This is a genomic window from Aminobacter sp. AP02 (assembly GCF_003148805.1).
Classification (GTDB): Bacteria; Pseudomonadota; Alphaproteobacteria; order Rhizobiales; family Rhizobiaceae; genus Aminobacter.
The window spans coordinates 250763-263574 of sequence record NZ_QGGX01000006.1 but is presented as its reverse complement, the minus strand read 5'-3'; the positions used below and the strand labels follow the sequence as shown (position 1 = coordinate 263574).

The window sequence follows — 12812 nt, the reverse complement described above, 5'->3', positions numbered from 1 at the left end:
TTGTGCCGTTGTGCTCGGGGAGTTTTGAATCTGCAGAAGAGGGCTGCTGACAGCGCATGTCGACGCTGCGAATTGTCGTAAATCGTTTGAAATGCCAGATTGTGTACAATTCTTGGGCGATATGGGTTCGGCTCGTGGCGCTCGTCCCAGGTAAAATCGGCGACGTTCGCGTCCATCCTTGCTTGACAGTTTGGAACGTTCCAATTAATGAACTCGGAAAAGGGAGCCAAAGACGCTTCCCCGGGAGGTTCGTTTTGAAGCAGTCGAAGGTGACAGTTGTCGATGTTGCGCGCGCCGCTGGCGTGTCGAAGTCGACTGTGTCGCTCGTGCTTCAGGGCAGCTCTCTGGTAAACGAGGGGACGCGTGCCAAAGTTGGTGCCGTCATCCGCGAGCTCGGCTATGTCTACAACCGTGGCGCTGCCAATCTGCGCCAGTCGAAATCCAAAATCGTCGGTATTGTCGTCAACGACCTGACCAACAGCTTCTTTGCCGAACTCGCCGTCGGCATGGATATGGTCGTGCAGTCGGCCGGCTACATCCAGTTCATGGCCAACACCTCCGAAAACGCTGACCGCCAGGGCGAGGTGATCGCCTCGATGCGCGAGCACGGCATGGCCGGGCTGATCCTGTCGCCGGCACGGGGCACGACGGCAGCCGACCTAAGGCCTCTTGTTGATAGTGGTATCCCTGTCGTGCTCGTGGCGCGCAACGTTCCCGGCCTCAAAGTGTCCTCGGTCGTTTCGGATGGGCACGCGGGTGCGGCAGCCGCGGTGCGCCATCTTATCGAACTGGGCCACCGTCGTATCGCCTTTCTCGGCGGCTTCAACGACACTGCGGTGTTCGACGAGCGTATGCGCGGATTCCGCGATGCGCTTCAGGAGGCGGGCCTCAATGCATCGGATGAGTTGGTCATCAGTTCGGCGCCGTCACGTGCTGGCGGCGTGGCAGCCGTCGAGCGGATGCTGGCCATGGTCGATCGGCCGACAGCAGCCCTGTGCTTCAACGACGCGGTGGCGTTCGGTGTCTGCGACGGGCTGCGCAGCGCCCGCATCGAGCCGGGCGTCGACTTCGGGGTCATCGGCTTCGACGACGTGATCGAGGCGAAGACGGCCGTGCCGGCGCTGACCACAGTTTCGGTCGACCCGCAAGGCATGGGGCGGCGGGCAGCCCAATTGCTGCTCAAACAGATCAATGCAGGTGATTTCGACGCCGAAGCGCTGGTCGCGTCGGTCCGGCTGGTGGTGCGCGAGAGCTGCGGGGCAGCGCAGCGCATGAAACGAGAGGCGGTTACAGCATGACACGCTGGGGTCTGATCGGCGCGAGCACCATCGCTAGGGAATGGGTCATCGGCGCGATCCGCGCGACCGGGGGCGAGGTCGTGTCGGTGATGAGCACCAATGCCGAGCGTGGCCATGCCTACGCCCAGGAGAACGCCATCGCCAAGTCGGTCACCTCGCTGGAAGAGATCACCGGTGATCCCGATGTCGACGCTGTCTACATCTCCACGACCAACGAACTGCACCACGACCAGGCGATCGCCGCCGCGCGTGCCGGCAAACATATCTTGTGCGAAAAGCCGCTGGCGCTGGCGCTCGACGATGCCAAGGCAATGGTCGCCGCTGCCCGCGAGGCCGGCGTCGTCATGGCCACCAACCATCACTTGCGCAACGCGGCGAGCCACCGTGCCATGCGCGATGCCATTGCCGCCGGACGCATCGGCAAGCCTTTGGCAGCGCGCGTGTTTCATGCAGTCTACCTGCCGCCGCATCTCCAGGGCTGGCGGCTTGACAAGCCGCAGGCCGGCGGAGGCGTCATTCTCGACATCACAGTGCACGACGCCGACACGCTGCGCTTTGTTCTGGGCGAGGATCCGGTCGAGGCGATTGCACTGAGCCAGAGCGGCGGCATGGGAATGCGCGGGCTTGAAGACGGGGTGATGGGTGTCTTGCGGTTCAAGTCCGGCGTCATCGCCCAGTTCCATGACGCCTTCACCACCAGATTCGCCGAGACAGGCTTCGAGGTGCATGGCACTGAAGGTTCCCTGATCGCCCGCAATGTTATGACGCAGAAGCCGGTCGGTTCCGTATTTCTGCGCAACGCCGACGGCGAACAGCAACTGCCGCTTGGCCAGCACAATCTCTACGAGGCGGCACTTGCTGCTTTCCACGCCGCAATTGCCGGCAGGGGTGCTCCGTCAGCCAGCGGGGAAGATGGCGTGTGGTCGCTGGCCACGGGGCTCGCCGTCGCCAAGTCGGCTGCGACGGGTGCAGCGATTGCAATCGAACCGGGGCTCTGAGGCGATGGGCAAGCACATCACGCCAGCCGAGGCGGCGAACCTGATTCCCGACGGCGCGGTCGTTTCGGTGTCGTCGTCGAGCGGGCTTGGCTGCCCTGACCTGATGCTGAGGGCTATCGGAGAGCGTTTCGAGGCATCAGGGCATCCGCGGGATCTGACGACGCTGCACCCCATCGCTGCCGGCGACATGAGTGGCATCAAGGGTGTCGACCATATCGCTAGGAAGGGCCTGCTGAAGAAGATCATCGGCGGTTCCTACCCGTCGGGACCGTCCAGTGCCGAGCCGCCGCTGATCTGGCAGATGATCGGCAACGAGGAGGTGGCCGCCTACAACGTGCCCTCGGGCATCATGTTCGACATGCATCGCGAGGCGGCGGCCAAGCGGCCGGGCGTGCTGACCAAGATCGGGCTCGACACCTTCGTCGACCCCGAGCGTCAGGGCTGCGCCATGAACGCGCGCGCCGCGGCCGAACCGCTGGTCAAGAAGGTCAGCTTCGAGGGCGAGGACTGGCTTTATTTCCCTGTCATCAAGCCGCAGGTGGCGATCATCCGGGCGACGACATCAGACGAGCGCGGCAACCTGACCTACGAGCATGAGGGCGCTTATCTCGGTGGGCTCGACCAGGCGCTCGCTGCGCGCAACAATGGCGGCATCGTCATCGCGCAGGTGAAGCGCATCACCAAGCATGGCTCGCTCAGGCCGCATGACGTGCGCGTTCCCGGCATGCTGGTCGACTACATCGTCGTCGATCCCGAGCAAAAGCAGACGACGCAGACGTTGTACGACCCGGCGATCTCAGGCGAAATCATGCGCCCGCTCGACAGTTTCCGCGTGCCCGAGTTCAACATCCAGAAGGTCATCGCGCGCCGCGTGGCGCAGGAGTTGCAGGCGGGAAGTGCCGTCAATCTCGGCTTCGGCATCTCGGCCAACGTGCCGCGTATCCTGCTCGAGGAGGGGCTGCACGGCGAGGTCACCTGGGTGATCGAGCAGGGGGCAGTTGGCGGCGTGCCGCTGCTCGACTTCGCCTTCGGCTGTGCCTCGAATGCCGATGCCTTCATGCCGTCGCCCTACCAGTTCACCTATTTCCAGGGCGCGGGCTTCGACGCCTCGCTGCTGTCGTTCCTCGAGATCGACCGCAGCGGTTCGGTCAACGTCTCCAAGCTCAGCTTCCGCCCGCATGTGACGGCGGGTGCCGGCGGCTTCGTCGACATCACGGCGCGGGCGAAAAAGATCGTCTTCTCCGGCATGTTCAATGCCGGCGCCAAGCTCGGTATCGAGGGCGGCAAGCTGGTCATCGACAAGGAAGGCAAGCTCAAGAAGCTGGTCAATGAGGTCGAGCACGTCACCTTTTCCGGGCGCCGCGGCGTCGAGCAGGGCCAGGACATCACCTATGTCACCGAACGCTGCGTGATGAAGCTCACGCCTCAAGGCATCTTGCTGACCGAGATCGCGCCGGGCGTCGAGCTGCAGGCGCATATCCTCGACCAGTCGGAATTCGCGTTGATCGTTTCGGACAAGCTCAAGCAGATGGATGCGGCGCTGTTTGCAGACGCGCCAATCGGCCTTAAGTTGCCACGCAAGGCCGAACGCAAGCTGGAACGCGCCCATGGCTGACCAGCGCATCAAGGTCGAATTCTCCGGCCATGTCGCCGTCATCACAGCGGCACGGCCGGACAAGCTCAATGCCTTCGACATCGACATGCTGAAAGCGCTGTCTCAGGCCTGCGACGAGGTCGAGGCCAATGCGGAAATCCGTGTCGCCATCCTCACCGGCGAAGGCAAGGCATTTTCGGCCGGTGGCGACATCAAGGCCTGGGGCGCGATGACGCCGGGCGAGTTCGGCCATGCCTGGGTGCGCTTTGGCCATCGCGTGTTCGAACGCCTCGCGACGCTTCGCATGCCGCTGATCGCCGCCATCAATGGCCACGCGCTGGGCGGCGGGCTGGAGCTGGCGATAGCCGCCGACATCCGCATCGCCGAGCGGCAGGTGAAGATCGGCCTGCCGGAGACTGGGCTCGGCATGGTTCCGGGGTGGTCGGGCACGCAGCGGCTGGTGCGCCGTGCCGGTGCGCAGGTGGTGCGGCGCATGGCGCTGGGCGGCGAGGTCTTTTCCGCCGACGAGGCGGCCGCGCTCGGACTGGTTGACCATGTGGTCGAGACCGGCGGGGCAGTGGCCGCCGCGCGCGACTATGCGGCCAGGATCGCGGCGCGTGGTCCGGCGGCAGTCGAGGTCTCAAAACTGATGATCGCGACCGCGAACGGCGAAGACAATGGCACCGCCGTCGAGGCATTGGGTTCGATTCTCGTGGCAAAGACCGGAGACCTCAAGGAGGGGGTCGCGGCCTTCAGCGAGAAGCGTGCCGCCAAATTTACGGGAGAATGGTGATGACGGTCCTGATGCGCCCCAAGCCGCTCGTCGGTTTCAAGGTCCGCGAGTTCAAGATGCTGATCGACGGCAAGTGGACCGCCGGCGGCGAAGGCAAGACCATCGAGCGCGCGAGCCCCGGACATGGCGTCGTCGTCAGCCGCTATCAGGCTGCCACAAAGGTGGATGCGGAAGGGGCAATTGCGGCAGCGCGCCGCGCGTTCGATGACGGCCACTGGCCGCGCATGACCGGCGCTGAACGCTCACTGATCCTTTTGCGTGCCGCCGACATGATCGCTGCACGCGCCGACGAGCTTGCCTTCCTCGACTGCATCGAATCCGGCAAGCCGATCTCGCAGGCCAAGGGCGAACTGGCCGGTGCCGCCGATATCTGGCGCTATGCCGCGGCCTTGGCCCGTGGCCTCCATGGCGAGAGCTACAATACGCTCGGCGACGGCACGTTGGGCGTGGTGCTGCGCGAGGCGATCGGCGTGGTTTCGATCATCACGCCGTGGAACTTCCCGTTCCTGATCGTCAGCCAGAAGCTGCCGTTTGCGCTGGCCGCCGGCTGCACGGCGGTGGTCAAGCCGTCTGAACTGACCTCCGGCTCGACGCTGGTGCTGGGCGAGATCCTGGAGGCCGCCGGCGTGCCCGCGGGCGTGGTCAACATCATCGTCGGCACCGGCCCGGAGGCGGGCGCGCCGCTGACCAGCCATCCCGACGTCGACATGGTGTCGTTCACCGGCTCGACCGGCATCGGCCGGTTGACCATGGCGAACGCGGCGCAGACGCTGAAGAAGGTGTCGCTGGAACTCGGCGGCAAGAACCCGCAGATCGTGTTCCCCGACGCCAATCTCGACGATTTCGTCGATGCGGCGGTGTTCGGCGCGTACTTCAATGCGGGCGAATGCTGCAATGCCGGCTCGCGCCTGATCGTGCATCGAGATATCGCCGACGAGGTCACCGCTCGCGTCGCGGCTCTGTCCGCCAAGGTCAAGGTTGGCGATCCGCTCGACCCTGAAACACAGGTTGGTGCTATCATCACGCCGCAGCATCTTGCGAAGATCGTCACTTATGTGAATGGTGCGAGAGACAGTGGCGCGAGTGTCGCCATCGGCGGTTCTTCTGCCGATCTCGGCCTTGGCCAGTTCATGGAACCGACGATCCTGTCGTCGGTCGCCCCCGACATGGCGGTGGCGCGCGAGGAGGTGTTCGGGCCGGTGCTTTCGGTACTTACCTTCGAGACCACTGACGAGGCGATCCGCATCGCCAATTCGATCGACTATGGCCTGTCGGCTGGCGTTTGGAGCCGCGACTTCGACACCTGCCTGACTGTCGGCCGGCGGGTGCGAGCAGGCACCGTGTGGATGAACACCTTCATGGACGGCGCTTCCGAACTGCCGTTTGGCGGCTATCGCCAGTCTGGCATCGGCCGAGAACTCGGCCGCCATGCGGTGGAAGACTACACCGAAACCAAGACGCTCAACATGCATATAGGACCGCGCACGGGCCATTGGATGCCGAAAGAGGCACGCTCCTGAGCGGACAAGAGGAGGAATTCCCCGAGGCGGGGCCGAAGGGAACTTATGCCACGCAATGATGCGTGAGGAACTTGCAACCCGGGAGGAACTGGAATGCGTAAGTTTTTGATGAGTACGGCGGCTGTTGCGGCATTATTCGCAGCACCCATGCCGATGGCGCATGCCGATGAGAGTGTGGAAGTGCTGCACTGGTGGACGTCGGGCGGCGAGGCCGCTGCACTCGATGTCCTGAAGAAGAATCTTGAAGCCCAGGGCGTGACCTGGAAGGACATGCCCGTCGCCGGCGGCGGCGGTGAAGCGGCAATGACCGCGCTACGCGCCCGCGTCACCGCAGGCGATCCGCCTACCGCCGTGCAGGCCCTCGGCTTCGACATTACCGACTGGGCCAACCAGGGCGTGGTCGGCGATCTCGGCGAAGTGGCCGACAAGGAAGGCTGGGACAAGGTCGTCCCCGCTGCGCTGCAGAACTTCGCCAAGCATGACGGCAAGTGGATCGCAGCACCCGTAAACGTGCACTCGACCAACTGGGTCTGGATCAACAAGAAGGCGCTCGACGCTGCCGGCGGCAAGGCACCCGAGAGCTGGGACGAGCTGATTGTCGTTCTCGACAAGATGAAGGCCAACGGCATCAGCCCGCTCGGCCATGGCGGCCAGGCCTGGCAGGATGCCACCATCTTCGACGCCGTCGTGCTGTCGCTCGGCACCGATTTCTACAAACAGTCGATGATCGACCTCGATCCGGCGGCTTTGGGTTCGGACAAGATGGTCGAAGCCTTCGACCGCATGGCCAAGCTCAAGACCTATGTCGACAAGGACTTCTCCGGTCGTGACTGGAACCTCGCTTCGGCAATGGTCATCGAAGGCAAGGCCGGCATGCAGATGATGGGCGACTGGGCCAAGGGCGAGTTCCTGAAGGCTGGCCAGAAACCGGGCAGTGACTTCGTGTGTATCCGCTTCCCCGGCACGCAAGGCGCTGTCACCTTCAACTCCGACATGTTCATGATGTTCAAGGTCGGCGACGACAAGAAGAAGGCGCAGCTGCAGATGGCTGCCGACATCGAGGATCCGGCGTTCCAGTCTTCGTTCAACGTCGTCAAGGGGTCTGTGCCGGCGCGTACCGACGTGCCAGACACCGCTTTCGACGATTGCGGCAAGAAGGGCATCAAGGATCTGGCCGAAGCCAGCGCCGCCGGCAAGGTGTTCGGCTCGATGGCTCATGGCTATGCCGCACCGGCCGCGGTCAAGAACGCGCTCTATGACGTGGTGACCCGCCACTTCAACGGCGAGATCGACTCCAAGGCCGCAGCGGCTGCGCTCGTCGAGGCGGTTGCCGCCGCCAAGGGCTGAATTTAGCCCCGTGCCCCGGCTTCGGCCGGGGCACTCCTTACCGGATCAACCCAGAGGCTGGACCCATGGCCGATCTTACGACGACCGCACCCCGCGCGGTAACGAACCCGCGCGCGACGATGCAGGACCTGCTGCCGAAGCTGGTGCTGGCGCCAAGCTTCGCTGTGATCCTCATCTTCGTGTACGGCTTCATCATCTTCACGGCCTTCCTGTCGTTTTCCGGCTCGAAGCTGTTGCCCGATTTTTCGACCTGGGTCGGCTTCGGCAACTATGTCAGGCTGTTCAACCACCCCAACTGGATCACGGCGCTGAAGAACCTCGCCATCTTCTCGGTACTGTACATCGTGGTGTGCAGCGCGATCGGGCTGGCGCTCGCCATCTTCCTCGATCAGAAGATCCGCGGCGAAGGTTTCCTGCGGCCGATCTACCTGTACCCCATGGCGTTGTCGTTCATCGTCACCGGCGTTGCCTGGAAATGGTTCCTCGATCCAGGCATCGGGCTTGAGCACGTCATGCAGTCATGGGGCTGGGAAAGCTTTTCGTTCCGCTGGATCAAGGACGGCAAGATGGCGATCTACACCATCGTTATCGCCGCGGTCTGGCAGTCGTCGGGCTTCGTCATGGCGATGTTTCTTGCCGGCCTGCGCGGCGTCGACAATGAGATCATCAAGGCCGCCCAGATAGACGGGGCTTCGACGCTTACCATCTATCGCCGCATCATCATCCCGCTGATGCGGCCGGTGTTCCTGTCGGCATTCGTCGTGCTCGCCCACCTCGCCATCAAGTCCTACGACCTCGTCGTGGCGATGACCGACGGCGGCCCGGGCACCGCGACCTGGACCCCGGCATTGTTCATGCAGAAATTCACATTCGGCCGCAACGAAATGGGCATGGGCGCAGCTTCCGCGATCATCATGATGATGATGATCTTCACCATCATCGTGCCCTATCTCTACTCTGAGCTCGGGGGGAAGAAGAAATGAGCTCCCAAGACGTCGCCACCCGCAACAGCATCTTTGCCCGCGCAATCATCTACGTCGTGCTGATCCTGTTTGCGATCTACTACCTGCTTCCGCTCTACGTCATGGTGGTCAATTCGCTGAAGCCGCTCGACGAGATCCGGCAAGGCAACATGCTGGCGCTGCCACAGCAATGGACGATCGCGCCCTGGCTGTCGGCCTGGTCGACGGCACAGATTGGCGTTCAGCCAGTCGGGCTCAAACCCTATTTCATCAACTCCGTGCTGATGGTCGTTCCCGCGGTCGCCATCTCCACCATCCTCGGCGCGCTCAACGGCTATGTGCTGACCAAATGGCGCTTCAAGGGCGACAGCATCGTCTTCGGCATGATGCTGCTTGCCTGCTTCATCCCGTTCCAGATCGTGCTGATCCCATCGGCCCGCATCCTTGGCCTCACCGGGCTTGCCGGCACCATCACCGGGCTGGTGCTCATCCACGCCATCTACGGCCTTGGCTTCACCACGCTTTTCTTCCGCAACTATTACGAGGCGTTTCCAACCGAGTTGATCCGCGCGGCACAGATCGACGGCGCGAGCTTCTTTCAGATATTCCGCCGCATCCTTCTGCCGTCGTCGGGGCCGATCATCGTCGTCACCGTCATCTGGCAGTTTACCAACATCTGGAACGACTTCCTGTTTGGGTCGTCCTTCTCAGGCTTCAACTCCATCCCGTTGACGGTGGCGCTAAACAACCTGGTCAACTCGTCGACCGGCGTGAAGGAATACAACGTCCATTTTGCCGGCGCGATCCTCGCGGCCCTTCCCACCCTCATCGTCTACATCGTCTCCGGACGCTACTTCGTGCGTGGCCTGATGGCCGGCGCGGTCAAGGGGTAAGCCCATGTCGTTTCTCAAGATCAGCAATCTCTACAAGTCCTACGGCCAGGTCGAGATCCTGAAGGACATCAACATCGAGATCGACAAGGGCGGCTTCCTCGTGCTCGTCGGCCCGTCGGGCTGCGGCAAGTCCACGCTGCTCAACACGATCGCCGGGCTCGAACCGATCACCTCGGGCGAGATTGCCATCAACGGCAAGTCGGTGGCCGGGCTGCACCCGTCCAAGCGCGACATCGCCATGGTGTTCCAATCCTATGCGCTCTACCCGAACATGACGGTCGCCGGGAATATCGCCTTCGGCATGGAAATCCGTGGCGTGCCCAAGGACGAACGCGACAAGGCGATCAAGCAGGTGGCCGACATCCTGCAGATCGGTCACCTGCTCGATCGCAAGCCGAGCCAGCTTTCCGGCGGCCAGCGCCAGCGCGTCGCCATGGGCCGAGCGCTGGTACGCAATCCGCAAGTGTTCCTGTTCGACGAACCGTTGTCCAATCTCGACGCCAAGCTGCGGGTCGACATGCGCACGGAGATCAAGCGCCTGCACCAGCGCATGAAGACGACCATCGTCTACGTCACCCACGACCAGATCGAGGCGATGACGCTGGCTTCCAAGATCGCCGTGCTGAAGGACGGCGTACTGCAGCAATTCGGCACGCCGGCCGAGATCTACAACAGCCCGGCCAACATGTTCGTCGCCGACTTCATGGGCTCGCCGGCGATGAATCTTCTGACCGCGCGCATCGAAAGGGGCGAAGGCGGGCTGAACGTCGTACTCGACAGGCCCAGCGAGCAACCGCTGGCGCTGCCGATCAAGACCGCCAACGGTGCGCTCGGCGCGTATTCGGGTAAGGAAGTGATCTTCGGCGTGCGGCCAGAAGCGCTGACCGACCCTGACGGCGCCGACCGCAATGCCAAGTCGCTGGCAGAAGGCGAATGCCTGATCGAGGTGGTGGAGCCGGCAGGTTCCGATACGTTCGCCGTTACCAAGCTGGGTGGCAAGGAAGTGGTGGCGCGCCTGCGGGCCGATGCGGCCATACACGCAGGCCAGAAGACAAAGCTCGCCTTCAATCTCGACAAGGCGGTTTTCTTCGACCCCAAGAGCCAGTTGCGTATTGTCTGAAATGCCTGGATCGCCTGACGTCGTCATCATCGGTTCGGGCGTCGGCGGGGCTACGGTCGCTGCCGGCCTCGCGGCGACCGGCGCCGAGATTTTGATCCTGGAGACAGGTGGTCACATCGAGGACCGCCCGGAGAACCGCGACCAACGTGCCATCTTCCAGCGTGGCCATTTCCGCCCCGACGAGACCTGGTACGAGGCCGACGGCACCGGCTTCAACCCCGGCAACTACTACAATGTGGGGGGCAACTCGAAGTTCTACGGGGCGGTTCTGACGCGCTACCGCCGCGAGGATTTTGCCGAAATGCAGCATCTCGACGGCGTGTCGCCGGCATGGCCGATCGACTATGAAGAGCTCGAGCCGTGGTACTGTCTGGCAGAGCAGCTTTACCAGGTGCGCGGCGCGTCGGGTGAAGACCCGACCGAGCCGGTGCATTCAAGGCCCTATGAGCTGAGTGCCGTTGCCGACGAACCGGCGATTGCAAAGGTGCGGGCGCGCCTGAAAGCGAAAGGCGTGCATCCTTATTCGTTGCCGCTTGGTGTCGATATCGAGCGCTGGCTCGCCAAGGGCAAGACACCGTGGGACGCGCATCCCAACAGCTTCGACGGCAAGATGGATGCCGAGACGGCAGCCCTTGCGGCGGCGCTGAAGCATGAGAACGTCAAGCTGCAGACCGGTGCCAAGGTGACGCGGCTGGAGACGGCGCCCGACGGGCGCAACATCGCTGCCGTGCATTTCACGCAAGACGGCGAGAACCGGGTGCTCAAGCCAAAGCTTGTCATCCTGTCGGCGGGCGCCGTGCAGTCGGCCGTGCTTCTGCTGCGCTCGGCCAATGACGCAAATCCGAACGGCCTCGCCAACAGCTCCAACCAGGTCGGGCGCAATTTCATGAACCACAACTCGACGGCGGTGATCGCCTTGAGCCCGTGGTTTCGCAACGACTCGATCTACCAGAAGACCTTCGGCTTCAACGATTTCTATCTCTCGGACGGCGAGGGCGGCCCGCCGCTCGGCAATGTGCAATTGCTCGGGCGCATTTCCGGCACGATCCTGAAGGGTGCGATGCCTTCGGTGCCGGAATGGCTGCTCAACAGTGTGACGGCGCATTCGATCGACTTCTACGCCATGAGCGAGGACCTGCCGTCCCCGGAAAGTCGGGTCATGGTCGACGGCGATCGCATCGTGCTGCAGTGGGTGCGCAGCAACTGGGACACGCATGAGCGGCTGGTCGCCAAGCTCAAGCAGGTGCTGCGCAACGCGGGCTTTCCGGTGGTCGTCTCTCGCGCCTTCGACAAGCGCACGCCTTCGCATCAATGCGGCACTGTGCGTATGGGCACCGATCCCACCCAAGCTCCACTCGACATCTGGTGCCGTGCCTTCGACCATCCGAACCTGTTCGTTGTCGATGCCGGCTTCCTGCCGACCTCGGCGGCGGTCAATCCGGCGCTGACGATTGCTGCGCAAGCGCTGCGCGTCGCCGACCATATTGCTGCGAAGGATCTTGTCGCATGAGCGCCAGCGCCAAACCCGTGGCCCTCGTGACCGGCGCCCGTCGCGGCATAGGTCTTGCCGTTGCCAAGGGGCTCGCCGAAGCGGGTTTCGACCTCGCCATCACCGACCGCGAGGACGACAAGGCCGCAGCAGAAGCCGTTTCCGGGCTGGAAAAGCATGGTGCCAAGGTGCTGTTTGTCGCCTCCGACCTCGCCGAGATCGAAGGCCATGCAGCGACGGTCGAAAAGATCGTCGGACAGTTCGGTCGGATCGACTGCCTGGTCAACAATGCCGGGATCGCGTCCAAGGTGCGCGGCGACTTCCTTGAGCTGACGCCTGAGAACTTCGATGCCATCATGGCCGTCAACCTGCGCGGCACAGTGTTCTTCACCCAGGCGGTGCTGCGCGCCATGCTGGCCATGAAGCCAACGCCCGAGCCGCGCTCGATCATCAACATAACTTCGATCTCGGCCGAGATGACCTCGCCCGAAAGGCTCGACTACTGCATGTCCAAGGCTGGACTTGCGGCCTTAACGCAAGGGCTGGCGCTCAGGCTTGCAGATGCGGGCATCGATGTCTTCGAAATCCGTCCCGGTATCATCCGTTCCGACATGACCGCCAAAGTGGCCGAGAAATACGACCGGCTGATCGCCGAGGGCCTGGTGCCGGTCAAACGGTGGGGCGAGCCCGACGATATCGGACGCATCGCGGCAGCCCTTGCCAGCGGCGCCTTCGGTTTCGCCACCGGTTCCATCATCAAGGCCGACGGTGCGCTGTCGGTCGCGCGACTTTGAGAGT

At 63.3% G+C, this 12812-nt stretch carries 11 protein-coding genes; all 11 read left to right on the top strand.

The annotated features are described in order from the left end of the window. Positions 1 to 254: 254 nt before the first annotated feature. The 11 genes from C8K44_RS10185 to C8K44_RS10135 all read left to right on the top strand — a co-directional run bounded on the left by C8K44_RS10185 (position 255) and on the right by C8K44_RS10135 (position 12808). Positions 255 to 1298 (top strand): LacI family DNA-binding transcriptional regulator, encoded by a 1044-nt coding sequence (locus C8K44_RS10185; RefSeq protein ID WP_109575657.1) that lies wholly within the window; start codon positions 255 to 257, stop codon positions 1296 to 1298. Further along, complete coding sequence (locus C8K44_RS10180) at positions 1295 to 2296, top strand: Gfo/Idh/MocA family oxidoreductase (RefSeq protein ID WP_109575656.1); 1002 nt, start codon at positions 1295 to 1297, stop codon at positions 2294 to 2296. Before C8K44_RS10185 ends, C8K44_RS10180 begins: the two co-directional genes overlap by 4 nt. A 4-nt stretch (positions 2297 to 2300) precedes the next feature. Next, positions 2301 to 3911 (top strand): acyl CoA:acetate/3-ketoacid CoA transferase, encoded by a 1611-nt coding sequence (locus C8K44_RS10175; protein WP_109575655.1) that lies wholly within the window; start codon positions 2301 to 2303, stop codon positions 3909 to 3911. Then, positions 3904 to 4683, top strand: coding sequence for an enoyl-CoA hydratase/isomerase family protein (locus C8K44_RS10170; protein ID WP_109575654.1), 780 nt, complete (start codon positions 3904 to 3906; stop codon positions 4681 to 4683). Before C8K44_RS10175 ends, C8K44_RS10170 begins: the two co-directional genes overlap by 8 nt. Beyond that, positions 4683 to 6203 carry an aldehyde dehydrogenase family protein gene (locus tag C8K44_RS10165; RefSeq protein ID WP_109575711.1) on the top strand — a complete coding sequence of 507 codons (1521 nt, stop codon included), beginning with the start codon at positions 4683 to 4685 and terminating at the stop codon, positions 6201 to 6203. Before C8K44_RS10170 ends, C8K44_RS10165 begins: the two co-directional genes overlap by 1 nt. A gap of 93 nt (positions 6204 to 6296) precedes the next feature. After that, complete coding sequence (locus C8K44_RS10160; RefSeq protein ID WP_109575653.1) at positions 6297 to 7550, top strand: ABC transporter substrate-binding protein; 1254 nt, start codon at positions 6297 to 6299, stop codon at positions 7548 to 7550. A gap of 65 nt (positions 7551 to 7615) precedes the next feature. Continuing rightward, positions 7616 to 8533 (top strand): sugar ABC transporter permease, encoded by a 918-nt coding sequence (locus C8K44_RS10155; protein ID WP_109575652.1) that lies wholly within the window; start codon positions 7616 to 7618, stop codon positions 8531 to 8533. Beyond that, entirely contained in the window at positions 8530 to 9405 is an 876-nt protein-coding gene (locus C8K44_RS10150) for a carbohydrate ABC transporter permease (protein ID WP_109575651.1), read from the top strand. Before C8K44_RS10155 ends, C8K44_RS10150 begins: the two co-directional genes overlap by 4 nt. A gap of 4 nt (positions 9406 to 9409) precedes the next feature. After that, positions 9410 to 10525, top strand: a complete 1116-nt coding sequence (locus C8K44_RS10145) for an ABC transporter ATP-binding protein (RefSeq protein ID WP_109575650.1) — start codon at positions 9410 to 9412, stop codon at positions 10523 to 10525. 1 nt (position 10526) lies between these two features. Continuing rightward, the gene (locus C8K44_RS10140; RefSeq protein ID WP_109575649.1) at positions 10527 to 12035 is read left to right on the top strand and encodes a GMC family oxidoreductase; all 1509 of its coding nucleotides are present in this window, start codon (positions 10527 to 10529) and stop codon (positions 12033 to 12035) included. After that, positions 12032 to 12808, top strand: coding sequence for a 3-ketoacyl-ACP reductase (locus C8K44_RS10135; RefSeq protein ID WP_109575648.1), 777 nt, complete (start codon positions 12032 to 12034; stop codon positions 12806 to 12808). The genes C8K44_RS10140 and C8K44_RS10135 overlap by 4 nt, the downstream gene beginning before the upstream one ends. The last annotated feature ends 4 nt before the right edge of the window (positions 12809 to 12812 follow it).

What these genes read in the sequence shown, in the direction of transcription:
- C8K44_RS10155 (WP_109575652.1), top strand. Translation starts at nt 7,616, where the DNA reads ATGGCCGATCTTACGACGACCGCACCCCGCGCGGTAACGAACCCGCGC.
- C8K44_RS10160 (WP_109575653.1), top strand. Translation starts at nt 6,297, where the DNA reads ATGCGTAAGTTTTTGATGAGTACGGCGGCTGTTGCGGCATTATTCGCA.
- C8K44_RS10170 (WP_109575654.1), top strand. Translation starts at nt 3,904, where the DNA reads ATGGCTGACCAGCGCATCAAGGTCGAATTCTCCGGCCATGTCGCCGTC.
- C8K44_RS10135 (WP_109575648.1), top strand. Translation starts at nt 12,032, where the DNA reads ATGAGCGCCAGCGCCAAACCCGTGGCCCTCGTGACCGGCGCCCGTCGC.
- C8K44_RS10180 (WP_109575656.1), top strand. Translation starts at nt 1,295, where the DNA reads ATGACACGCTGGGGTCTGATCGGCGCGAGCACCATCGCTAGGGAATGG.
- C8K44_RS10140 (WP_109575649.1), top strand. Translation starts at nt 10,527, where the DNA reads ATGCCTGGATCGCCTGACGTCGTCATCATCGGTTCGGGCGTCGGCGGG.
- C8K44_RS10145 (WP_109575650.1), top strand. Translation starts at nt 9,410, where the DNA reads ATGTCGTTTCTCAAGATCAGCAATCTCTACAAGTCCTACGGCCAGGTC.
- C8K44_RS10150 (WP_109575651.1), top strand. Translation starts at nt 8,530, where the DNA reads ATGAGCTCCCAAGACGTCGCCACCCGCAACAGCATCTTTGCCCGCGCA.
- C8K44_RS10175 (WP_109575655.1), top strand. Translation starts at nt 2,301, where the DNA reads ATGGGCAAGCACATCACGCCAGCCGAGGCGGCGAACCTGATTCCCGAC.
- C8K44_RS10165 (WP_109575711.1), top strand. Translation starts at nt 4,683, where the DNA reads ATGACGGTCCTGATGCGCCCCAAGCCGCTCGTCGGTTTCAAGGTCCGC.